Genomic DNA, 23,478 nt, shown 5'->3' on the forward strand with positions numbered 1-23,478 from the left:
CCAAAAGAACTAACTTTCTATTACTTAATTATTATACATTATTAATAGCCTATTGTGCATTCAATTCTACCAGTTTATTTCAGTTTTTCTTCTAGCACAAATAGCTCATCTCTTTCAGGTGGATCTACTTCCTTTTCTATGTTTTTATCCACCAGTATACCTTTTCCTTTAATAATTTTACCTATTATTGTAGCTTTGATACCTTCTTTTTCAAGTATTTCTATTAATTCATTCCCATTTTTAGTTGTTATAAGCATGCTTCCTGATGATATAAATCTAAGAGGATCTATAGAACATTCTCTGCATATCCTTTGGGTTATACTACTTATAGGCATCTTTTCTTTGTATACCTTAAATCCCATGTTGCTGGCTTCTGCAATTTCCCATAATGCACCCAACACTCCCCCTTCTGTTATATCATGCATAGAATTAACTCCAAAGTTTCCAGATATAATTCCTTCATTTACTACACTTAAATAATTTGTATAACTTTGGGCTTCTTCTATTTCCGCTTCTGTTAGAATATCTTTTATTTTATTTTTATAGTCATTAACTATTATGCTAGTGCCTTCAAGACATAACTGTTTAGTAACGACTATATCGTCCCCTTCCTTAGCTCCTGAAGTAGCTACTGCTTTTCCTTTTGGAGCTTTACCAATTACCGTACAAGATATTACCATTTTATTTACAGCTCTTGTTATTTCTGTATGACCTCCTAAGATTTCAATATTAAGCTTTTGAGTTTCTTCTCCTATTTCTTTCATTACTTCTTTTATTTCATCTAGTGATGTATTTTCTGGAGCTAAAATTGTTACTAAAATACCTATAGGTTCAACTCCACAGGAAGCTATATCATTACAGTTTATATGTACTGCTAACTTACCACTATTAGTATCCGCTCCAGTTATAGGATCTGTAGAAAGTATACATTCATAGCTGCCAAATTCTACTACGCTGCAATCTTCGCCTACACCACTTCTGATTCTTACATCGTCTCTCCTAACTTTTCTGCTGCCATCTATTATTTCTTTTAGATCATCCCAGTTTAATTTTCCTACTTTCATTAAAATTTCTTCCTTTCTATTAAATAAACAAGCACTATTTTGCTACCTACTACATATTATTTATATAAGGATTAATTTATGGTAGGTGTATGTGTTTGAAATATATAGGACCCTTTCTAAGAATAAATAAATTAAAAAAAGAAAATGTTGAACATCAGCTCTTTTATTTAGCAAAAGAATCTTTAAAACAAATTACACTATACTCTAAGTGCGGGGTATACACCTCGCTTAAAGAACTTAAAGTAAAAAATATATCTAATTTTGATATTAACACATTTAGAGATGTTTCTCCACTTCTATGTATATATAAAAAGGCAAGTCCTAAACTTATTAACATTGAAAATAACTTATGCTGGGATGAAGATAAATTTAAAAAAGAAATAAACATAGACAGTAACGCTTTAATGACATTATGTCTTTTAGAATTACACGATTATTACAGTATCTTTAAAAACATAAATACCAAAAATTACAATTTAGCTAACCTATACTTGTTGTTGTCTAAAAAACAACTAGAATTTTATGCTTCTTATTTTAGAAATGAGGAAGGAGTATTTATAGATAAAAAAGACGCAAGTGATCTTTTTACTGGCGAATTAAAATTCGAAGAAAAAAATAAAAAATTTAAATTTTCCACTCAAGCATTATTAATGGCAGCATACTATAAGTGCGCTTACTTGTGCAAAGATGAGGATAAATATAATTACAAAAACTTTTCACTAGATATATTAAATATGTTTATTACTTTCAAAGAAGAGCTATATTTGCTTTCTTCTAGTGAACTTGTTGAGCTATGCTTAGGTTTAAATATATTTTACAAGTATTCTAAAAATGAAGATTGTAAAGTTTTATTACTAGATTTATCGGAATTACTGTATGAAAAAAATAATGATTGTTCTATAGAATTTGATTTAGAGAAAGAGTGTATGAATTATATTAATTTTATCCTATTCTATAGGAATACAGGAATTGCGAAATTTAAAGATAAAGCAGAAAATATGTATGCTAGGTTTCTTGAATTATATGACCCTGAAAAAGGCATCTTCCTTAAAGACACTGAAAGTAAAGACATCACTTTTTCTTGCTTAGAAATTGCTCTATATGTTTTAGTTTGCATTATTCATTCACATACAAGTAAAGATGCGGATAAGAGTGAGTTAATAATATTAGATGTATTTAAGCGTCAACTTGTAGATTCTGGAGTTATAGCAAGTTGGCCTGACACTCCTGACTTGCAGGATATAGAAAGATATAAAAACTATACACTAAAATCTGAAGATCTACTAGAAGAGCAAGATTTTAGGATGGCCTCAATTCCTACTCCTGAAAACTGCGAATTAGCTGCAGTATTTAATAAAAATGTTTGCTATAATAAGAAAAAAGAAGTCTTTAAAGTTCCTAAAAACTCCTTTGATACTTATAAAAACATGTTGATATTCTTCTTGATCATTCACGTTCTAAGGCCAAAAAAGTTGGTTCGTAAGATAATGGAAGAAGATATAGAATTTGAACAAGAATATTAAAAAATAATATTTTAATTTTTGGGTTATAATAATATAACCACAGTACAAGCATGTACTTATGCTAAAACTTCAGCCTGCTTTAAAAGGAGGTATGTAATTTATGATGAACATAAATTGTTCTGAAAAGTGCATACATGAAAGAAACGGAAAATGTACTTTAAATCATGTAACACCAATTTCAAGTTTTTCGGCTAATGGAGAAGCAGACTGCGCCTACTTTATTTCAAAGCAACCTAATAAAAAAACTACCCCTTCAAATTAAGGGGTAGTTTTTTTATTAAGGCTGCAAGTTTATGTATACTTTATCTAATTTAATATTTCCCTTTTTTGTAATGCTTATATCTTCTATATTACTTTTTTTGCAAATTACTATATTACTACAATACATTGGAATCATCGGCATATCTTCAAATAATATATTTTCTCCAGACCTTAATAGTTCTATTTTTTTACCTTTATCTTTTTCCATTTTACTTTTTTCTAATATATTGTCTAGTTCAATATTCTTGTATCCGTAAATATTATCCTTCGAATTAATAGTCCATACTTCAAGAAATGATAGAGGATAATCATAACTTCCTTCATATTCGACTTTAGCCATATCATAATCTCCCTTACTCAATTCATCATTAAACTCTTCAGCACTGTAACCGATACACTCAATCTTTATCTGTAAATTATCACGTAGGTTTTTAGATATAGCTTCACAAACCTTTTTATTTTCTATTGTGTCCAAATAAATTAACTTTAAAGGTTCATTATTTTTATCAAATTTAGTTTTTTTTATAAAATCTAATGCTTTATCTTTTTCTAAAGTGCTTGTAAAATATGACTTGTTTACGAATTGTCCATTTAAGCCATTATTAATGTTTGTCGGAATATATGTTAAAGCTGGTTTTGCTGTGTCGCTTAATATTTCTTTTGACATATAGCTTCTATCCATACTTGCTGCTATGGCTTTTCTGAAGTTAACATCTTTTGTTATACCCTCTTTTTTTAAGTTAAAAACCAGAGCATCAGTTGTATATGTTGATACCTGATTAGCTTTTCCTAAACTAATAAGATTCTTAGTTTCACTTATTGGCGGATCTACAAATATATCTATCTTATCGCTTTGGTATGCAGCTAATGCTGCTTCACTACCATCAATACAGGATAACATAATCTTGTTACTTTTCACTGTATCTTCGTTCCAATAGTTGTTGTTCTTTACAAGGCTTATATAACTATTATTAGATATATCATCTATAATAAAGCACCCTGTATATAAGATTTCTTTATAATTTTTTTTCCACTCAAATAGATCATTATTAAATTTTCTTAGCGAATATATTGGCTCTGCAAGTATATTCAAAAAGTAATTACAAGGATAATTTAATCTTATTTCAAGTTTTTTCTTATCAATAGCTCTGATTGCCACATCATTAAATTCTTTTTTACCATGTCTATATTCTGAAGCACCAAATATATAATATAATTGTTCTGCAAACTTATTATTTAAATCTTTATTTAATATTTGAGAAAAGAAGGTAACAAAATCTTCTGCTGTAATATCGCTTCCATCACTCCATTTTGCATCTTCTCTTATATTAAATGTATAGCAGGTTTCATCTTTACTTAAAGTCCAACTATCACTTAAACCAGGAATAATGTTTCCTTTTTCATCTGTTTTCACTAATCCTTCAAATAAATTTACAAGAAAATCTTGCTGTCTAACATTATAGTCTGTAAGCATTGATAAGTCTTTTGGCAGCTTTCCAACATTATATACTATATAATCTTTTATATTTACATTTTTATTCCCTTGTACACTCTTCTCAACGCATCCATTCAAAAATACAGAACTTAAAATTAATATGCTAACTATAAACTTTTTCATGAACTATCTCCCTACTTTTTTCTTTAACAATTCTTTAAACATATAAAAAATAATCAATATGTTAGTATATTTTATTTCAAATGCCTTATAGATATCCAGCTTGGATAAGTCAAGCACTCAGGTTGGATATCTATATTTAAATTATTGGCATTTAAAAGAAAAATAAACAAAACCTGTATAAAGTTTTGTTTATTTTCTATTCATTGAGGAAGATATTCTAAAAAGCTTAATTGTTCAATACTAAATTGCTTTTTCATAAATTTAATACCATCTATCTTTTGAACCTTTTTATAGAAACCAGTATCAATATATTTGTTTATTTTTTCATCGAATACACCTGTAGTAATATATATACCTCTTTCTATATCATGCTGATTTAAGTACTCTAAGAATGTTTCATACTCTTGCAGCAAAACCTTTTCTTTTTTATGATATTTAAATAATATGGTTCTTTCAGCTCCTGTGAGCTTTATAATAACAAAATCTGAATTTTTTAAAATTATATTATAATGTATATTATAATTCCAACAATTTTTAGTTATGTTTTCAGTTATCATGTCTATGTTTATTCTTTTTAGCTTATTTTTTGTCTTATAAGCCTCATATTTTTTTAGTTTCAAATAAGCTTTACCAACTATATTGCTCACGTTCCTCCTCCACAAATTATTAATATTAGTTAATTATATGAAGTTAAATATAATTTTGATACAATTAATTTTCTCCCTATTTTTAATCAAAAGTGATATTTTTTCCCTATTTTTATGATATAATATTTACGTATTTTTAGCAGTTTCTGCTAAAAGCAAATAAGATAAAATCGTATCTTGATAAAAAGTCTAATAGATAATTACGGAGGAAGCTAAAATGATTCTTGCTGTAGAAATACTAGGCATATTAACTATGTTAATTTTAATATTTGCCTTGGTGTGGGGATTTATAACCCTTACCCAAATATTAAATCAATTAAAATATAAAAATTACTTAATGGAAAAATTAACTCAGCATATGTATATGCTCACGAAAAAAGATGAAAACTCAAAAGATATGTAAAAATAAATATCTGCAAATAAAATGGGTACAATTTTATTAAAAATTGTACCCATTTTTAAATATACTGCTTAATTCAAACTGCAAAAATTCTAATAAACTTTCATATAAATAAAAAAAATCGTTCCAACTGCTATTAGTATACATGCTACCGGATATGCTGCGTTTTTAAAACTAGCCTTAAAATCAAACATATTGATAGCCCAAATAACCATTGTAAAGAATATACACCATTGAAGAGTATAATAGCTATCAAAATATTTTACATATGTAAATTGATATGTAGTAAGGAGCGTTAATACTAGTGTGAGTATTGTTAACGACACTCCCATCCATCCTAAAAAGTGAATAGCCCTTCTCATTTCTCTCCTCCGCATGTCTGTGTTTTTATTTTAGTACAAACAAAACCATTCTCATAATAAACCTTTTTTATAATTTTGTAAATACCTACAACATTTTTTCAAAATCATCTTCGCTTAATATTCTTACACCTAATTCTACTGCCTTATCATATTTAGATCCTGCTTCCTCTCCAGCTAAAACATAGTCTGTCTTTTTACTAACACTTCCTGCAATCTTTGCTCCAAGTGATTCTAATTTTTCCTTTATACTGCTCCTAGTATAGTTTTTCAATGTACCTGTTACTACTACGGTTTTATCAGAGAAAACACTTTCTAATATTTCTTCTTCTTCATAACGAGGATTAACTCCTAATTGCAGTAGTTCATTTATACTTTGTATTATTTTATCCTCTTTGAAGAATTCTATTATACTTTTAGCAACAATATCTCCTATATCTTGAACAGATGTAAGTTCGTCTATGGAAGCTATTTTCAGATTATCTAAATTTTTAAATTTCTTAACCAAATCTTTAGCAGTTTTTTTCCCCACATTAGGTATGCCCAACGCAAATATAAAGGACGATAAATCGCAACTTTTACTCTTTTCTATAGCATCAATTAGATTTTGAGCCTTTTTATCCCCAAACTTTTCTAGTGTAAGTAAATCTTCTTTTTTTATTCTATATAAATCAGCAATTGATTTAATCTGAAGTTTTTCAAAAAGCTGTTCTGCAGTCTTTTCACTAAAACCTTCTATATTCATTGCTTCTCTACTTCCAAAATGCACAATACTCTTTACCATCTGAGGTTTACAGGATAAAGTATTTTCACAAAAATAATGCACCCCTTCCTGTACCAGCTCACTACCACAGTAAGGACATATTATTGGTGGTTCTATTTCATTACTTTCTTTCAAACTTTCTTCAACTACGCCCATAATTTCTGGTATTACATCATTAGAACGGCGCACAAACACGTGACAGCCAATTTTTACTCCTTTTCTTTGTATGTCATCCATATTATTAAGTGTAGCCCTTTTAACAGTTACTCCAGCTAGCTCCACTGGCTCTAGTATTGCAGTAGGAGTTACTCTTCCACTTCTGCCAACGTTCCACTCTACATCCAAAAGTTTTGTAGTAGCTTCTTCTGCTTCAAACTTATATGCAATTGCCCATTTAGGGAATTTTATAGTATATCCAAGTATATCTCTTGTTTTCATGTCATCTACAACAATAACAACACCATCTATATCATAATCTAATGTATTTCTTATACCTTCAACAGCTACTAATTCTTCTTCTATCTCTTCTATGTTTCTGCACACTTTAACATAATCATCTTGTGGAAAGCCCATTTCTTTTATAAAGTTCATCATTTCAATGTAGCTTCTAAATGCTGTTCCTTCGTTATATCCTACATCGTAAAAAAATGCAGATAAATTTCTTCTGGCTGTTTCTTTTACATTTAAGTTTCTTAGAGCTCCAGCAGCCCCATTTCTTAAGTTCTTTAGTGGAGTTTCAGCTTTTTTATTATATTCCTCAAAAGCTGTCTTCGTCATAACAGCCTCTCCATGAACTTCTATGACACTACTGTTATTTATTTTTAGCGGAAGAGTTTTTATTGTTTTTACCTGTGCTGTTATATCTTCTCCGACTTCACCTGTTCCTCTAGTGGCAGCTTTAATAAGTATTCCATTCTCATCATAGGTGCAGTTAATAGTAAGTCCATCGAACTTTTTAGTAAGCACATATTTAAGTTCAGGCAACTTATCTTCATGGTTAGAATTATATTCATCTACTACTTTTTTGTTTCTCGTATGCCATTCCTTAATTTCCTGAATATCTTGTGCTTTATCCAAGCTCCATAATCTTCCTTTATGAGTATATTTTTGAAACTCAGTCAGCACTCTGTCTCCTACTCTTTGTGTGGGAGAGTAAGGAAGTACTATTCCAGCTTCTTTTTCAATTTTAGTTAACTCATCGTATTTTTTATCATACTCTTTATCTGAAATACTTGGGTTATCTAATACATAATATTCATGTGCATACTTATTTAATTCCTCTACTAGTTCCTTAATTCTTGTTACTTTATCACTATTTAAACTCATATTTCCCCCCTAAACAGCCTCCAATGGAGCGACTCCATACATTAAGTTTTTGATTCCCATCTTATCAAAAGCTATGGTAAGTTTTACGTCATTTCCAACCTTAGAAACACTTACAATAGTTCCTACTCCAAACTTTAGATGTTTAACTTTTATTCCGACTTTGATATTTTCAAGCTTTAGAGAGCTTTTATCTTCTTTATTATTACTAGCAGCATCCACTGCAACTTGTGTAATTCCTGTATTTCTTAGCGGAGATGGTGAATTACTAAAGCTATTTCTATTTAAATTACTATTTAAGTTACTATTCATAGTAGTTCCAAACTTTCCAAAGCTCCTTTTAGCAGGATTATCATATTCTACTAATTCCTTAGATATTTCCTGTATAAAGTCTGATTCTGAAAAGGCAGCGGTTTTTCCAAACACTCTTCTAGTTTCAGCAGAAGTTATATATAATTGCTCCTCAGCTCTAGTTATTGCAACATAACAAAGCCTTCTCGCTTCTTCCATTTCAGCAAAATCATTTAAAGCTTGATTTCCCGGGAATATTCCATTTTCCATACCAACCATAAATACTACAGGGAACTCTAGCCCTTTTGCACTATGGACTGTCATCATAACTACACTATCCGCCTCTTCATCAAAATTATCTATATCAGATACTAAAGTAACTTTTTCTAAAAATGCAGATAGAGACTTATCTTCCGATGAACTTTCAAATTCTACAGCCGCAGATACAAGCTCTTTTAAGTTTTCTATTCTGCTTAGCGCTTCTAAATCCTTTGAATTTTTAAGTTCTTCTAAATATCCTGTAGTCTCTAATATTTCTTTTATCAAGGTAGATACTTTAATTTGGTCTCTGCTTCTAATAAAGCTATTTATTAAGCTTACAAATTTCTTTATAGATGATATAGTTCTAGTTGAAAGCTTTAATACTTCTTCAACATCTAATAAAACACTATACATACACTCATCCATTGATCCTGCAAACTCTTGAACCTTCTGTACTGTAGTATCTCCTATGCTTCTTTTAGGAACATTTATAATTCTTTTTAAGCTTACATCATCAAGTGGATTATTTATAAACTTTAAATATGCCATTATATCTTTTATTTCTTTTCTGTCATAAAACTTAAGACCACCAACTATTCTATATGGTATATTGGATTTCATAAAAACATCTTCAAATATACGAGATTGAGCATTAGTTCTATAAAGTATTGCAAAATTCTTATATTTTTTATTTTGCTCTTCTCTAATTCTTTTTATTTGAGATGCTACATAAATTCCTTCATCTATATCAGAAAATGATCTATGTAATTTTATTTTTTCTCCACTTTCACTTTCTGTTCTAAGGATTTTATTCTTTCTTTGAGCATTGTTTTTTATAACATCATTAGCAGCTCTTAATATATTTCCTTTAGATCTATAGTTTTGCTCAAGCTTAATTACCTTTGCTTCTGGATAATCTTTTTCAAAGTCTAATATGTTTCTTATGTCTGCGCCTCTCCATGCATAGATACACTGGTCATCGTCACCAACAACACAAATGTTTCTATGAGCTGATGCTAAAAGTCTTACAAACTCATATTGGGACTTGTTGGTATCTTGGTACTCATCTACCATTATGTATTTAAATTTCTTTTGATAGAATTCCAATACATCAGGATTTTTCTTAAATAACTCTACTGTTTTGTAAATTAAATCATCAAAATCTAATGCATTATTATTTTTAAGCTTTTTTTGATATAAACTGTACATATCTGCAATTTTATTCAATCTAAAATTATGTTCATTTTCTCTCTTAAATTGTTCTGGAGATACTAAATTGTCCTTCTGTTCTCCTATTTTATTTATTATCTCTTTATCGGTTATATCTTTATCATTTATTTTTAATTCTTCCATACACTGCTTGATTAATATTTTTTGGTCATAGCTATCATATATAGCAAAATTTTTATTATATCCTAATTTATCAATTTCTCTTCTTAAAATTCTTACACAGCTTGAGTGAAATGTGGAGACCCACATGTTATCCACTTCATCACCAACTAAGCTTCTTACTCTATCCTTCATTTCTCCTGCAGCTTTATTTGTAAAAGTGATAGCTAAAATTTTTGAAGGATATATATTTAAATCTTTTATCATATGAGCTATTCTATGCGTTAGCACTCTTGTCTTACCTGAACCAGCACCAGCTAAAATTAATAGCGGTCCTTCTACAGTTACAGCTGCATCATACTGTTCCTTATTTAAAAGCTTTTTTAAATCCATACAATTCACTCCCTGGTTATTATACAAAATTCTCATGTTTAATATTATAACATTTAAGTACTGATTTAATCATTATTAAACGTAAAAAATGTGTTGATTTATATCAACACATTTTTTGGAAATCTAAAGTTTCTATATAATACATATATTATTCTTCGCTATCGCCTTTTAATCTCTCTAAAACGATATTATATCCGTCGCTACCATAATTCAAACATCTGTTTACTCTACTAATAGTAGCAGTACTTGCTCCAGTAGCTGCAGCAATATCTAAATATGTTCTCTTATTCTTTAACATTTTTGCCACTTGAAGTCTTTGCTCAAGTGCTTTTATTTCATTTATAGTACATATATCATCAAAAAATCTATAGCATTCTTCTTTTGTCTTTAGAGATAACATAGCTTCACATAAAAAATCCATAGCCTCACTTTGTAATTTGGATTTGTATTCTTCCATGAGCTCAACTCCTTATTTACTATACGTTATTATAATTATTTCCTATTCATTTTAATTCTATCACGTATTAAAGTATTAATCTACAAAATTATTATAAATTAATACAAAATAAGAACAGCCCATTGGGGCATGGGCTGTTCGCTCATAAATAAAAAGGGGGCTATTTATTCCTTTTATTTATCCTTGCAAGATTATTATATTAAAGTAAAAATGAAATTTCAAGCTATTTTGCATAATTAATTGTAAAAATATATTAAAATGCCTGAATTAATTTCATATGTTGAAAAATCTTAAATTTTTTTAAGTATTTCCACTTCCTTTTCTGATAATTCTCTATACCCACCTTCAATTAAATTTATGTCTAAATCAAGTGGTCCAAATTTTATTCTTTTTAAATACACTACACTCTTATCTCTACTTTGAAACATTCTTTTAACTTGATGAAATTTTCCTTCCTGTATAGTTACTTTCACCTTTGAACCATCGCTATCTGCCTGCAATATTTCTAGTTTAGCAGGCATACACTTATAACCATCATCTAAGGTGATTCCTTTTTCAAAGGCCTCAATATCTTTTTCATCAACAACTTTATCTATTTCAGCGTAATAAACTTTATCTACATGCCATTTTGGTGATATTAACCTATGGTTTAGTTCCCCATCATTTGTCAGTAATAGCAGTCCTACTGTATCTTTGTCCAATCTTCCTACAGGAAACGGATTAAAAACTTGGTGTTCTGGATCAAGTAAATCTATGACAGTTTCATCATAGTTGTCAAATGTAGCAGAAACCACACCGTCAGGCTTATTCATCATAAGATATATATATTTTCTATAGTTAACTAATTCACCTGAAACTCTTATTTTACAAATATTAGGATCTATCTTCATTCCGCTATCTTTAATTATTGATCCATCAACTTCTATAGCACCATCTTTAGCTAGTGCTTTTACTTCTTTTCTTGTTCCATACCCTAAATTGGATAGAACTTTATCTAATCTTTCCATCAGCTACCTCCTAATAATTTTGCATGCGCCTAAATTCTATTAATTATTATAACCTTTTAGCTATAAAATAAAAACAGCCTAACTAAAGACTGTTTAAAAAATTCTTTATTTGTCGTAGTATTTCATAACCTTTTGTACATAATCTCTAGTTTCATATGGCAGTTTAGAAATATCTGAGGAATCTCTTACTCCTCTATATTTCAAAGTTCCTGGTCCTGCATTATAAGCAGCCAAAGCCAATTCCTTTGAGTTACCATACATATCTAGTAATCCTTTTAGATATTTTGTACCACCCTCAATATTCTGCTCTATATTATATGCATCAGAGACCCCTAATTCCCTCGCAGTACCAGGCATAAGCTGCATAAGTCCCATTGCTCCTGCATTTGATGTGGATTTAGGATTAAAATCTGATTCTTGTTTTATAACTGCCATTATGAGGGATTTATCAAGACCATACTTTCTCGAAGCCTTTTCTACCGCTTCTTCTATACTTAAATTTCCACTCTTTATATCGCTTTTCAAGCCCTTATATGCAGAGTTCAGTCTTTCTCCTGCACCATATCCGAGCTTACTTAAGTCTCCATCTCCCAACCCAAGTTTGCTTAAATCTAAATTTCCATCACTATCCGTCATAGCCTTAGTTAAGCTTTCCATAATCAGCCCAAAAGAGTCTGAGTCTCCAACTGCTTCTTTAAACATTTGAGTCATAAGTTGAAATTGTAGAAAATCTTCAACTTTTTTATTGTTATCTACATTCATATTTTCACCAACCTATGTTTTCTTTGCACTAAATTATATATCGTATTTTATAATAATAACTTTAGGCATAATCATTCTACATTGAATATAAATGTGTCATAGTCTTCATAAGAAACTTCACTATATTGGCTCTTAGCTAGTACTAATACCTTATACTCTTCTTTGCAAAATGGTATAAGTGTATAATAATTTTTTTTGCTATAATTTTGAACTAAACTCCAATCCTCTTTTTCCATGACATAAAACTCATACATTACATCTTTCCCGCCCTCACTATGCACAGTAAAATTTATAGATTCATTACATATAAACTTTACCTTATCACAGGTTATTTTAGTATCTGTTATAGGAAATGCATCATGTACTTCTACTTTTATATCTTTTTTACAATCAAAAGGTTTATCGCTATCTTTGTTTTTAGCGAAAATTTCTACACTATATAAACCACTGTATTTAGGGGTAAACACATATGCTTTCTCTAAGACATAATCTGTTTCTTCAACTTTACGTTCATTGATTTTTAAAACATACTTAAGAAGTGTATTAGTAGTATTTCTAGTTATAGAATTTATACTAATTTTATCCCCAACTATATAGTATTCCTTCGCCGGGAATAGTATATAATCAATATTAGCGGGAACATATTTAAGTGCCTCTAAGCTCTTTATCCAATGACAGTCAAATTCTCTGCTTGAGTATTTGTCTTTAACTCTTATTTCAAGTTCATAACATCCCTGCTTGTTTGGAATAAAGTTTATCCAATTACATGTACCATAGTCCATCTTCTCTAATTCTAATCCATCTCTTTTTATTATAAAACTATATCTTAAGTCAGTACCGCCTGATGCATTAACTTTAACATTAACCTTCTCATCGACTAAAACATTACTGCCTTTATCTATCAAAACTCTATCAATTCTCACCGGTTCTTTACTATGTTCATCTATTATAAAGCTCATCGTTTCTGATGCTTCATATTTTCCTTCAAAAGACTTATCTTTAACCCATAGTATTAATTTATATTCTCCAGGAATCTTACTTTTCCATATATAAGTTTTATTTCTTGTATATCCTGAATCTTCAGGGCATTTTCCTTCAATTATGTATCTGTATAATACCTCTCTTCCACCAACAGTTTCTGCTTTAAGTACTATAGATGTTTCACATAGCTGTGGAGAGTTTAAATCAGCTGCAAAACTTTTTATAAAAATTTCATTATACTTTTTTACTTTGAAATGGATTATAGCTCTATCGTCATATTCACTGGTAGAATACATATCCTTTGCCAGACACAAAATCTTATAATCTCCACTTTGCTCTTCTATATAACTTACAGTTCTTTTTGTTGAATAATCTTGTACACAATCAGCTTCCCCATTCGAAGTTATCTTTATAAACTTGTATAGTATTGTTCTATTTTCATCATAAGTTGCGTCAACCTGGAATATAATCTCGTGATCTTCAATTAGATCTGATGTTAAACACTTAAAATCAGTTATTTCTACTTTTTTCAATGGGATAACTTCAAATTCAACGGTTTGAAAATCATCATATTTATTTTTAGAGTCTATATTCTTACACTCTACTAATATTTGTCCTCTTCCAATAGATTTGGTTGTCCACGTAAGGTCATTGTCTGCAGAATAGTCTTTTATAATCTTCCATTCATCATTAATTCTGAGCCAATACCTAAACATGAGTGGAAATTTATTAGCATCAACAAATAAATTAACTTTTTCTCCTAAATCGAATTCATATTTGTTCAGGGTTATACTATTTATTAACTTTTCTTCAACTTTTCCTATTATATAATCTAATCTGGATACATAGTCAAAACTTTTTTCTCCTTTTACCTTTTTGGCTTGTACCATTATTATGTACTTTCCATCTTCCTCAGGAACCCATGAAGCCCTATCCTCCTCAGTAAAATCTTTTAATGTACTCCATGTTCCATTACATCCAATCATATATTTGTATAAAAAATTTTCTCCTAAATTATTTTCAATAGTTATTATTATATTTGTTTCTTTTTCTTGCGGACTCTCCAAATTACAAATAATACCTAACTCATTCATCTCTATTTACCCATCCCCTGTTTAATATGTATCTAAATTCCATTATACTATAATCCCATATTCTGTAATAGTTTTTTATTAACATTTATATAATAATTTAATATTATAGTTATAAAATAGTTTCAACATCAACTTATTAAATGGAGGCTATTTAAATGAAGATTTTTAATATTTTATTACTAACATTCAATAAGATAAAAATTTCCTTGGATAATTCTGCTGAGTTCAGATCTTATAAAGTTCAAATAGAAAATGGCAGCAAAGAACTATCTATATCTAAGTATTGTGTAATCGATAATGATATCATATTTACATTAAGTAATGATGTGAATATCAAATATGAGACCTTTATACGTTACGAAAAATTATATGAGAAGGTGCATTATTTTCCTTTATTCTCAACAAGAGAATTTGATGATAAATACTATCACCATATCTCTTTAGGTGCTATATACTCCAAAAATTTTACTGTGTTCAGAGTATGGTCTCCTGCTGCATCTCATATTGATTTACTCCTTTATAATAAATCGGAATTCTGCTCTCATGAAAACAGAAGAACAATACCAATGAAAGAAAGTAATGGCCTTTGGTCTCTTCTAGTAAAAGGTGATTTACATGGTTATTACTATAACTATGAGGTTAATGTTTATAATAAAATTCACGAGGTCGTGGACCCTTACTCCAAGGCTGTCGGAGTTAATGGAACAAGAGGTGCCATTTTAGATATGTCTCAAACTAATCCACAAGATTGGGAAAATGACAGGTGCCCTGAGTTTAAAAGCTATACTGATACTATAATATATGAAGTAAACATAAGAGATATATCCACTCACCCAGACAGCGGCGCTATTCATAAGGGAAAGTTTTTAGCACTTACTGAGGATAATACAAAATCTAGTAAACGTATATCTACTTGTTTAAATCATATAAAAGAATTAGGCATTACACATATTCAATTTATGCCTATTTTTGATTTCAGTTATCTCAGTGTAGATGAAACAAATCCTGTTAAGTATAATTGGGGATATGACCCCCAAAACTATAACGTACCAGAAGGAGTTTATGCTACAAATTCCTACGATCCAGCATGTAGGATATTAGAGCTTAAAAAAATGATTCAACATCTGCATAAAAATAATTTATCTATTAATATGGATGTAGTATATAATCATGTACATGATGCTCCAAATAGCAGCTTTGAAAAAATTTTCCCTGGTTATTACTTCAGATTCTATGATAACTTAAAATCTTCTAATGGCAGCGGCTGCGGTAATGATATTGCTTCTGAGCATTCTATGTCAAGGAAATTTATTATAGACTCAGTAATTTACTGGGCTAAAGAATATCATATTGATGGTTTTAGGTTTGACCTTATGGGACTTATTGATGTAGATACAATGAACTCTTTAAGTAAGAAACTTAATACGCTTGAAAGATCAGTAATGTGTTATGGCGAGGGTTGGGATCTAAATACAAGCTTAGATAAGAATCTTAAAGCTGCTGATTACAATGTAAAGATGCTTCCTGGCATAGGTTTTTTTAACGATAAAATAAGAAATTTTATAAAAGGTGATGTTTTTAATATTGAGGATAAAGGATTCGCTACTGGAAAGCCTTTACTTGAAGAAAAATTAAAACAAAGTATATCTGGATATTTTTTACCGCCAAATCAATCTATAAACTATATATCCTGTCATGATAACAATACTTTGTGGGATAAAATAAACTTAAGTTGTGCCACTGAAAGTTTTGACAATAAAAAGAGAATGATAAAATTATGTGCAGCTATAAATCTAACCTCTCAAGGAATACCATTTATATACTCTGGTGAAGAGTTCTGCGGAACTAAAAACGGTGATAGCAACAGCTATAATAAATCCGAACATGTAAATTGGGTAGACTGGAATAGAAAATATGAGTTTATTGATATATTTTATTACTACAAAAAACTTATTAATATAAGAAAAAATCATCCTGCTTTTAGAATCAATACGCTGAAGGGTATAAAAAATCACTTATCTTTTATTGATAATATACCGGCCAATACAATAGCTTATATATTAAAAGATTATGCTAATGGTGACTCTTGGAAAGAGATACTTGTTATTTTTAATGCTAATAAGTATAGTGTAGATATATCCATTCCCAATGGAATATGGAATGTAGCTTTAGATTGTGATTCGAAAGCAGAAAATAAAACCGTCACAGGTGGGAATATAAATATTGAAAGAATATCTACCTATATACTATTTAAGTTATAAAGCAAACCTTATATAGGATAAAAAATGTTTTCTTGGATAACCTACTCCAGAGGAGGTCGATATTTATGAAAGAATCTTTAGATAGGCATAATCCAAATTTTACTTATAAAAAAGAAAATATAGATATAAAACAATCACCAGAAGGATACGCTATTATGGAAAGAATAAATAATGGATTACTTTTTCCTGAAGGTCCAAAAGATCACGTAGACTTTATAGATTATGAAGAAATATAAGGGTTCCTCTTTGGAATCCCTATATTTCTTTATTTAAATTCATTTTTATTAGATTCAATAAATTGTAATATAACCTTTCGTCATCTTCTTTTATTCTCTTTTTAGGATTTGAAGTTCTTCCTCCACTTCTCCTCACTTTAGCTGATATATGTCTTTCAAAGAGCAGCCTATCCATATTATCATTGTCGTAAATATATCCCTTAGGGCTTATAGCATAGGCTTTTCTTCCAAGTGCCATAGCTGCTACTCCATAATCCTGAGTAACTATAATGTCTCCATTTTCAGTTACATTAATTAAAGCCATATCTACACTTTGAAAACCTTTATCAACATATCTTACTTCACTATAACTGCTTGTTATAGTATGACTTATATCACAATACATAATAACCTTTAGATTATTCTCTTTAGCTGCTTTCTCAATTATTTGTTTACCAGGACATGCATCTGCATCTACTATAATTTTCATAATTCTCTTCATCCTTTTTACATACAAAGCCCTGTACATAGTCATATACAGGGCTTATAATTCTATAATCTTTCTTCTAATTGTGCTTTCATCTCTTCAAATCCAGGTTTTCCAAGGAGAGCGAACATGTTCTTTTTATATGCTTCAACTCCTGGTTGATTAAATGGATTCACTCCTAGCAAATATCCACTTAATCCGCAAGCTTTTTCAAAGAAGTATACCATATATCCAAAATAATATGGTGTCAATTCTGGTACATTTATAATCATAGCTGGAACATTTCCATCGCTATGAGCTAAAACAGTACCTCTGAAAGCTTGTTGGTTAACAAAGTCCATAGTTTCTCCAGCTAAGAAGTTTAGTCCATCTAAGTTATCTTCTACTGCTTCTATAGTTATATTTTTTCTTGGCTTCTCAATGTTTATAAATGTTTCTGTTAAAACTCTTAACCCTTCTTGAATATATTGTCCCATTGAGTGTAAGTCTGTTGAAAAATCTGCTGCTGCTGGGAATATTCCCTTGTTATCTTTTCCTTCACTTTCTCCAAATAACTGTTTCCACCATTCTCCAAAGTAATGTAGGCAAGGTTCAAAGTTAACCATCATTTCAGTAGTTTTACCCTTTGCATATAATGCATTTCTTGCTGCTGCATATCTATAAGCAGTATTACTGTTTAAATCTGTGCTGCTATATTCTTCTCTTGCATCAGCTGCTCCCTTTATCATTTCATCTATACTTATTCCTGCTGCTGCAATTGGTAAAAGTCCTACTGCTGTTAAAACTGAAAACCTTCCACCTACATTGTCAGGAATGACGAAAGTTTCATATCCTTCTGCATCAGCTAAAGTTTTTAATGCTCCTTTTGCTGCATCTGTTGTAGCAAATATTCTTTCTTTTGCTCCATCTTTTCCATATTTCTTTTCCATTAAATCCTTAAATATTCTAAAAGCAATAGCAGGTTCAGTTGTAGTACCGGATTTTGATATAACATTAACTGAAATATCCATACCTTCTATGGCTTCTAGAAGATCTGACATGTAAGTTGAACTTATATTATTTCCTACGTAGAATATAGCAGGACCTTTTCTCTTGTCTTTTGATAAGCTTGCTGAAAAAGTATGTGAAAGCATTTCTATGGCAGCTCTAGCTCCTAAATATGAACCACCTATTCCTATAACTATAAGTACATCTGAGTTACTTCTAATTTTTTCTGCTGCCTTCTTTATTCTTTCAAATTCTGCTTTATCATAATTCACAGGTAGGTCTACCCATCCTAAAAAGTCATTTCCTGCCCCTGTTCCTTCATGAAGCATTTTATGAGCCTCATTGACAAACGGTTGAAGACTAGTTATTTCATGCTCTTGTAAGTACGGCATAGCTTTACTTAAATCTAACTTTAAACTTTTTTTAGTCATTTCTTATCCTCCACCTTTATGTAAAATTAGTTACAATTGAAATTTTATTCTATTTATATTTATAAATCAACTATTAGAAATTATTTTTATATTTAAAAATTAATGTAATCATTTACATTTTAAGTATTTAAAATAAAATGACAAGTGGATTAAGTAACCACTTGTCATTTATTATACCCTATTCCCACTCAATAGTTGAAGGTGGTTTTGAAGTAACGTCGTAAACAATTCTGTTTACTCCCTTAACTTCATTAACAATTCTTCTTGAAACTTTATCTAATACTTCATATGGTATTTTAGCCCAATCTGAAGTCATTCCATCAGATGAAGTTACTGCTCTTAAAGCTATTGTGTGGCAGTAAGTTCTTTCGTCTCCCATTACTCCTACTGATTGAATGTTTGGAAGACAAGCAAAGTATTGCCATACATCTCCTTCTAGCCCTGCATTAGCTATTTCTTCTCTGAATATAGCATCTGCTTCTCTAACTATAGCAAGCTTTTCTTCTGTAACTTCTCCAAGAACTCTTATTGCAAGTCCTGGTCCTGGGAACGGCTGTCTCCATACTAAGTGGTGAGGAATTCCAAGTTCTTCACCTACAGCTCTTACTTCATCCTTGAATAATTCTCTTAACGGTTCTATTAGTGAGAATTTAATGTCTTCTGGAAGTCCACCTACGTTGTGGTGACTTTTTATAGTAGCAGATGTATTTGTTCCACTTTCAACTACGTCTGGATATATAGTTCCTTGAACAAGGAAACTTATTTCTCCAAGCTTATTTGACTCTTCTTCAAATACTCTTATAAATTCTCCACCTATAATTTTTCTCTTTTTCTCTGGGTCACTTACACCCTTAAGTTTCCCTAAGAATCTATCCTGAGCATTTGCTCTTATTAGATTCATATCAAAGCCTTCTCTAAATATCTTTTCAACCTGGTCTCCTTCATCCTTTCTAAGTAGACCATGATCAACAAATATACAAGTTAGCTGTTTTCCAATTGCTTTGTGAACTAATACTGCTGCTACTGATGAGTCAACTCCACCAGATAGTGCACATATTACTTTTTTATCCCCAACTTTTTCACGGATCTCTCTTATTTTTTCTTCAGCAAAGGATGCCATTGACCAATCACCCTTTAATCCGCAAACTTTAAAAAGGAAGTTTGAAAGCATTTTCTTACCAAATGGTGTATGTTCAACTTCTGGATGGAATTGAACACCGTATATTTTTCTTTCAACATGCTCCATAGCTGCAACAGGAGTTTGAGTTGTAGTTCCAACTATTCTAAAACCTTCTGGAGCCACTTCTACATAATCTGTATGGCTCATCCAGCAGCTTTCATTCTCTTCTACTTCATCAAATAGTAGACATGTTTTGTCTAATCTTACATCTGTTTTACCATACTCTCTTTTATCAGGACTTTTAACATTTCCTCCAAGAGTATGAGCAATAAGCTGCTCTCCATAGCATATACCAAGAACAGGTACGCCTAATTCAAATATTTCTTTATCTATTCTAGGAGCACCTTCTCCATATACACTATTAGGTCCACCTGTAAATATTATACCTTTAGGATTTTTTTCTTTTATCTTATCTATAGAATGAGTATACGGAATTATTTCACAATATACATTATTTTCTCTAACTCTTCTTGCAATTAATTGATTGTATTGACCACCGAAGTCTACAATAAGAACTAATTCTCTATCCATAAGTTACCTCCAAATTCATAAATTAAAAATTGACAGTTGGCAGCTAGAGAGGTTTTAAATTTTTTAGAAGGGTAAATATAAAACTTTCCTGCCAACTGTCCTGTAAAACAAGTTATAAAATTATAGATTAACACTATAATTCGGTGCTTCCTTAGTCATTGATATATCATGTGGGTGACTTTCTCTAAGTCCTGATGCTGTTTGAACTACAAATGTTGCACTTTCATATAATCTATTTAGATTTTCAGATCCTAAATATCCCATACCAGAGCGAAGTCCTCCAGCAAGTTGGAATAATGTATCTGCTACAATTCCTTTGTATGGCACTCTTCCTTCTACGCCTTCTGGAACTAACTTTTTATTTCCCTCTTGGAAATATCTGTCTTTACTTCCACAAGCCATAGCTGCCAATGATCCCATTCCTCTGTATACTTTATAGCTTCTTCCTTGATATATTTCTTTTTCTCCAGGTGCTTCTTCACATCCTGCTAGCATTGATCCCATCATAACTACTTTTGCACCTGCTGCCAAAGCCTTTACTATATCTCCTGAGTATTTTATACCACCATCAGCTATAACTGGAACTCCATATTTATTAGCTTCCTCTACACAATCCATTACAGCTGTAAGTTGTGGAACTCCAACACCTGCTACAACTCTAGTTGTACAAATTGATCCTGGACCTATACCAACTTTTATACAATCTGCACCTGCAAGAATCAAATCTTTTGTAGCATCTGCAGTTGCAACATTTCCTGCAATAACTTGAAGTTCAGGATAGCTTTCCTTAATACTTTTAACTGCATCTATAACTCCTTTTGAGTGTCCATGAGCTGTATCAACAGTTATTACATCTACTCCAACTTCAACTAGGGCTGCCACACGCTCTAACATATCACCAGTTACCCCTACTGCAGCTCCGCATAAAAGTCTTCCTCTTTCATCTTTAGCACTATTAGGAAATATTTTTACTTTCTCAATATCTTTTATAGTTATAAGTCCTCTTAAGTTATTATCATTATCTACCAATGGAAGTTTTTCTATCTTATGATGCTTAAGTATATCCTTCGCTTCTTCTATTGTAGTATTTTCTGGAGCAGTTATTAAGTTTTCACTTGTCATAACTTCAGATATTTTTTTATCATAGTTTGTTTCAAAAACTATGTCTCTATTAGTTATTATTCCAACTAACTTTCCATCTACAGTTATTGGTACACCAGAAATTCTATACTTACTCATAACCGCTAATGCATCATTTATAGTATTGTCTGGTGAAAGAAAGAATGGGTTAGTTATTACTCCGTTTTCTTGTCTTTTAACTCTGTCCACTTCTGCCGCTTGCTGTTCTATTGTCATATTTTTGTGTATTATTCCTATACCGCCTTCTCTTGCCATAGCTATAGCCATCTTAGCCTCAGTAACAGTATCCATTCCAGCACTCATTAAAGGCAAATTTAGCTTTATCTTTTTAGTCAAATTAGTAGCTAATGAAACATCTCTAGGTAGTATCTCTGATTTATTTGGAACTAAAAGTACGTCATCAAATGTATATGCCTGTTTTAAAATTCTTGCCATTTAAACCCACTCCTTTAAATTTATATTCTTATAAAAACTTATTTCTTTCGTATTTTTTACATCTAGCTCACAAACAATACTTATAAGCATATTTAATTTGTCGAAAACAAAAAACCATATTAATTTCCTATGTGTGAAATTAATATGGTTATATACTATAGCCATAAATTCCACCCATAGTCGGAAATTCTCGGTTTCCGGTAGAGACTCCCTGCCATATTCAGGGGATATATGAGTCAAAATGTATTATTTTTGATTCCAAAAAGATCACACAAGATTAAATTTGCAACTTATATGTCTTTTTTATTCGAACTATTTACATTATTTTATTCAATTTTTTGTCCTTTGTCAATTATTTTGTTTATATATTTAGAGCTTTTTTAGATACATACGTTTTCATACATATTTATAAAGAAAAAACTTAAAAACCAAAAGAACCTAAGCAGGTTCTCTTGGTGAGAAAATTAAAATATTAACGACATGTAAAAAGAAAAAATTTTTTCTCCTGATAATACACAAAGTATTGCTGATAAGGCTATATATGGTCCAAATGGTATGTAATCTTTTTTTGATTTTTTCCCTAGTAGAATAAGTACTATTCCTGCTATTGACCCAATAATAAATGATAAAAACAACATTAATATAGTAAGTTTAAATCCAAGAAACAGCCCACTCATTAGGCATATCTCAGCATCCCCCCAGCCCATGCCACCTTTAGTTATTAGAATTATTAATGCTAAAAATCCTCCACCTAAAATTCCACCGTAAATATAGCTTTTTACTGGAAGCATATTATAAGCCAGTACTCCTATGAATATTACTCCAGAAACTATGCCTGATAATGTGGTAGAAAAATATACGTCTGTGGTATCATAATCAATCATTCCAATGACAATTAGAAAACTTACAAAGGTAGTATATTTTACAAAATCAAATGTTAAGCCGTATATACTATAGTTTGCCAAAAATAATAATGCTGTTATAAACTCTACTATCGGATATCTTATTGATATTTTTTCCCTACAATATCTACATTTTCCTCTTAAAAATATATAGCTTATTATAGGAATCAAATCATGCCATTTAATTTCCTTTTTACAGTTTGTACAATGCGATGGAGGAAAAGCAATAGATTCTCCTCTCGGTATTCTATATATACATACATTCAAAAAACTGCCAATTACTGCTCCAAAAATGAAAATTATATAATATATAATCATCTCAATTCCTCATTGCTATTTTTATAATATTTTGTAATCATTAAAAATAAAAATAAGA

The 23,478-nt window shown here is 30.4% G+C and carries 20 protein-coding genes and 1 riboswitch; of the genes, 5 read left to right on the forward strand and 15 right to left on the reverse strand.

The features are described 5' to 3' along the window. Positions 1-74: 74 nt before the first annotated feature. Positions 75-1,064 (reverse strand): AIR synthase family protein, encoded by a 990-nt coding sequence (locus ACZ5N4_RS24420; protein WP_464205131.1) that lies wholly within the window; start codon positions 1,062-1,064, stop codon positions 75-77. Positions 1,065-1,159: 95 nt separating this feature from the next. Between ACZ5N4_RS24420 and ACZ5N4_RS24425 the strand changes: the two genes are divergently transcribed. Continuing rightward, entirely contained in the window at positions 1,160-2,587 is a 1,428-nt protein-coding gene (locus tag ACZ5N4_RS24425) for a hypothetical protein (protein WP_464205133.1), read from the forward strand. Positions 2,588-2,687: 100 nt separating this feature from the next. Then, positions 2,688-2,849 (forward strand): hydroxymyristoyl-ACP dehydratase, encoded by a 162-nt coding sequence (locus ACZ5N4_RS24430; RefSeq protein ID WP_464205135.1) that lies wholly within the window; start codon positions 2,688-2,690, stop codon positions 2,847-2,849. A 15-nt stretch (positions 2,850-2,864) separates the two neighbouring features. Here ACZ5N4_RS24430 and ACZ5N4_RS24435 read toward each other — a convergent pair whose 3' ends face one another. Both ACZ5N4_RS24435 and ACZ5N4_RS24440 read right to left on the reverse strand, forming a co-directional pair. Next, positions 2,865-4,466: a peptide ABC transporter substrate-binding protein gene (locus ACZ5N4_RS24435; RefSeq protein ID WP_464205137.1), complete on the reverse strand. Its 1,602-nt coding sequence runs from the start codon at positions 4,464-4,466 to the stop codon at positions 2,865-2,867. A gap of 200 nt (positions 4,467-4,666) precedes the next feature. Next, positions 4,667-5,113 (reverse strand): hypothetical protein, encoded by a 447-nt coding sequence (locus tag ACZ5N4_RS24440; RefSeq protein ID WP_464205139.1) that lies wholly within the window; start codon positions 5,111-5,113, stop codon positions 4,667-4,669. 217 nt (positions 5,114-5,330) lie between these two features. On the opposite strand from ACZ5N4_RS24440, the gene ACZ5N4_RS24445 reads away from it, so the two are divergent. Beyond that, positions 5,331-5,516, forward strand: a complete 186-nt coding sequence (locus tag ACZ5N4_RS24445; RefSeq protein WP_178908361.1) for a hypothetical protein — start codon at positions 5,331-5,333, stop codon at positions 5,514-5,516. 89 nt (positions 5,517-5,605) lie between these two features. Here the strand turns inward: ACZ5N4_RS24445 and ACZ5N4_RS24450 are convergent, their stop codons facing one another. The 7 genes from ACZ5N4_RS24450 to ACZ5N4_RS24480 all read right to left on the reverse strand — a co-directional run bounded on the left by ACZ5N4_RS24450 (position 5,606) and on the right by ACZ5N4_RS24480 (position 14,533). Then, complete coding sequence (locus tag ACZ5N4_RS24450) at positions 5,606-5,875, reverse strand: hypothetical protein (protein WP_178908360.1); 270 nt, start codon at positions 5,873-5,875, stop codon at positions 5,606-5,608. A gap of 85 nt (positions 5,876-5,960) precedes the next feature. After that, positions 5,961-7,961, reverse strand: coding sequence for an NAD-dependent DNA ligase LigA (gene ligA / locus ACZ5N4_RS24455; protein ID WP_464205142.1), 2,001 nt, complete (start codon positions 7,959-7,961; stop codon positions 5,961-5,963). Between the two features lie 9 nt (positions 7,962-7,970). After that, positions 7,971-10,232, reverse strand: a complete 2,262-nt coding sequence (pcrA, locus tag ACZ5N4_RS24460) for a DNA helicase PcrA (protein WP_464205144.1) — start codon at positions 10,230-10,232, stop codon at positions 7,971-7,973. Between the two features lie 148 nt (positions 10,233-10,380). After that, positions 10,381-10,689: a YerC/YecD family TrpR-related protein gene (locus ACZ5N4_RS24465; protein ID WP_178908357.1), complete on the reverse strand. Its 309-nt coding sequence runs from the start codon at positions 10,687-10,689 to the stop codon at positions 10,381-10,383. A gap of 290 nt (positions 10,690-10,979) precedes the next feature. After that, positions 10,980-11,696: a pseudouridine synthase gene (locus ACZ5N4_RS24470; protein WP_464205146.1), complete on the reverse strand. Its 717-nt coding sequence runs from the start codon at positions 11,694-11,696 to the stop codon at positions 10,980-10,982. Between the two features lie 105 nt (positions 11,697-11,801). Beyond that, a complete protein-coding gene (locus ACZ5N4_RS24475; RefSeq protein ID WP_464205148.1) occupies positions 11,802-12,458 on the reverse strand; it encodes a lytic transglycosylase domain-containing protein in 657 nt (218 codons plus the stop codon). 71 nt (positions 12,459-12,529) lie between these two features. Further along, positions 12,530-14,533 carry a triple tyrosine motif-containing protein gene (locus tag ACZ5N4_RS24480; RefSeq protein WP_464205150.1) on the reverse strand — a complete coding sequence of 668 codons (2,004 nt, stop codon included), beginning with the start codon at positions 14,531-14,533 and terminating at the stop codon, positions 12,530-12,532. A 155-nt stretch (positions 14,534-14,688) separates the two neighbouring features. Between ACZ5N4_RS24480 and pulA the strand changes: the two genes are divergently transcribed. Both pulA and ACZ5N4_RS24490 read left to right on the forward strand, forming a co-directional pair. Next, positions 14,689-16,794, forward strand: coding sequence for a type I pullulanase (pulA, locus tag ACZ5N4_RS24485; protein WP_464205152.1), 2,106 nt, complete (start codon positions 14,689-14,691; stop codon positions 16,792-16,794). 65 nt (positions 16,795-16,859) lie between these two features. Then, the gene (locus ACZ5N4_RS24490) at positions 16,860-17,030 is read left to right on the forward strand and encodes a hypothetical protein (RefSeq protein ID WP_464205154.1); all 171 of its coding nucleotides are present in this window, start codon (positions 16,860-16,862) and stop codon (positions 17,028-17,030) included. Positions 17,031-17,049: 19 nt separating this feature from the next. Here the strand turns inward: ACZ5N4_RS24490 and ACZ5N4_RS24495 are convergent, their stop codons facing one another. From ACZ5N4_RS24495 to ACZ5N4_RS24515, 5 genes are all read right to left on the reverse strand, one after another. Then, on the reverse strand, positions 17,050-17,499 hold the full coding sequence (locus ACZ5N4_RS24495; RefSeq protein WP_464205156.1) for a YaiI/YqxD family protein: 450 nt from the start codon (positions 17,497-17,499) through the stop codon (positions 17,050-17,052). Between the two features lie 62 nt (positions 17,500-17,561). Then, positions 17,562-18,914, reverse strand: a complete 1,353-nt coding sequence (locus tag ACZ5N4_RS24500; RefSeq protein ID WP_464205158.1) for a glucose-6-phosphate isomerase — start codon at positions 18,912-18,914, stop codon at positions 17,562-17,564. 178 nt (positions 18,915-19,092) lie between these two features. Beyond that, complete coding sequence (guaA, locus tag ACZ5N4_RS24505; protein WP_464205160.1) at positions 19,093-20,625, reverse strand: glutamine-hydrolyzing GMP synthase; 1,533 nt, start codon at positions 20,623-20,625, stop codon at positions 19,093-19,095. A 120-nt stretch (positions 20,626-20,745) separates the two neighbouring features. Further along, positions 20,746-22,200, reverse strand: coding sequence for an IMP dehydrogenase (guaB, locus tag ACZ5N4_RS24510; RefSeq protein ID WP_464205162.1), 1,455 nt, complete (start codon positions 22,198-22,200; stop codon positions 20,746-20,748). A gap of 157 nt (positions 22,201-22,357) precedes the next feature. After that, positions 22,358-22,455, reverse strand: a riboswitch (purine riboswitch). A 209-nt stretch (positions 22,456-22,664) separates the two neighbouring features. Continuing rightward, the gene (locus tag ACZ5N4_RS24515; protein WP_464205164.1) at positions 22,665-23,420 is read right to left on the reverse strand and encodes a prepilin peptidase; all 756 of its coding nucleotides are present in this window, start codon (positions 23,418-23,420) and stop codon (positions 22,665-22,667) included. Positions 23,421-23,478: the final 58 nt, after the last annotated feature.

The organism is Clostridium nitrophenolicum (assembly GCF_055391695.1).

Bases quoted from the DNA above. Each gene is read 5' to 3' on its own strand.
- ACZ5N4_RS24430 (WP_464205135.1), top strand. From the start codon at position 2,688: ATGATGAACATAAATTGTTCTGAAAAGTGCATACATGAAAGAAACGGA.
- ACZ5N4_RS24445 (WP_178908361.1), top strand. From the start codon at position 5,331: ATGATTCTTGCTGTAGAAATACTAGGCATATTAACTATGTTAATTTTA.
- ACZ5N4_RS24420 (WP_464205131.1), bottom strand. From the start codon at position 1,064: ATGAAAGTAGGAAAATTAAACTGGGATGATCTAAAAGAAATAATAGAT.
- ACZ5N4_RS24495 (WP_464205156.1), bottom strand. From the start codon at position 17,499: ATGAAAATTATAGTAGATGCAGATGCATGTCCTGGTAAACAAATAATT.
- ACZ5N4_RS24475 (WP_464205148.1), bottom strand. From the start codon at position 12,458: ATGAATGTAGATAACAATAAAAAAGTTGAAGATTTTCTACAATTTCAA.
- ACZ5N4_RS24450 (WP_178908360.1), bottom strand. From the start codon at position 5,875: ATGAGAAGGGCTATTCACTTTTTAGGATGGATGGGAGTGTCGTTAACA.
- ACZ5N4_RS24490 (WP_464205154.1), top strand. From the start codon at position 16,860: ATGAAAGAATCTTTAGATAGGCATAATCCAAATTTTACTTATAAAAAA.
- ACZ5N4_RS24500 (WP_464205158.1), bottom strand. From the start codon at position 18,914: ATGACTAAAAAAAGTTTAAAGTTAGATTTAAGTAAAGCTATGCCGTAC.
- ACZ5N4_RS24435 (WP_464205137.1), bottom strand. From the start codon at position 4,466: ATGAAAAAGTTTATAGTTAGCATATTAATTTTAAGTTCTGTATTTTTG.
- pulA (WP_464205152.1), top strand. From the start codon at position 14,689: ATGAAGATTTTTAATATTTTATTACTAACATTCAATAAGATAAAAATT.
- guaA (WP_464205160.1), bottom strand. From the start codon at position 20,625: ATGGATAGAGAATTAGTTCTTATTGTAGACTTCGGTGGTCAATACAAT.
- ACZ5N4_RS24465 (WP_178908357.1), bottom strand. From the start codon at position 10,689: ATGGAAGAATACAAATCCAAATTACAAAGTGAGGCTATGGATTTTTTA.
- ACZ5N4_RS24515 (WP_464205164.1), bottom strand. From the start codon at position 23,420: ATGATTATATATTATATAATTTTCATTTTTGGAGCAGTAATTGGCAGT.
- pcrA (WP_464205144.1), bottom strand. From the start codon at position 10,232: ATGGATTTAAAAAAGCTTTTAAATAAGGAACAGTATGATGCAGCTGTA.
- ACZ5N4_RS24470 (WP_464205146.1), bottom strand. From the start codon at position 11,696: ATGGAAAGATTAGATAAAGTTCTATCCAATTTAGGGTATGGAACAAGA.
- ACZ5N4_RS24480 (WP_464205150.1), bottom strand. From the start codon at position 14,533: ATGAATGAGTTAGGTATTATTTGTAATTTGGAGAGTCCGCAAGAAAAA.
- ligA (WP_464205142.1), bottom strand. From the start codon at position 7,961: ATGAGTTTAAATAGTGATAAAGTAACAAGAATTAAGGAACTAGTAGAG.
- guaB (WP_464205162.1), bottom strand. From the start codon at position 22,200: ATGGCAAGAATTTTAAAACAGGCATATACATTTGATGACGTACTTTTA.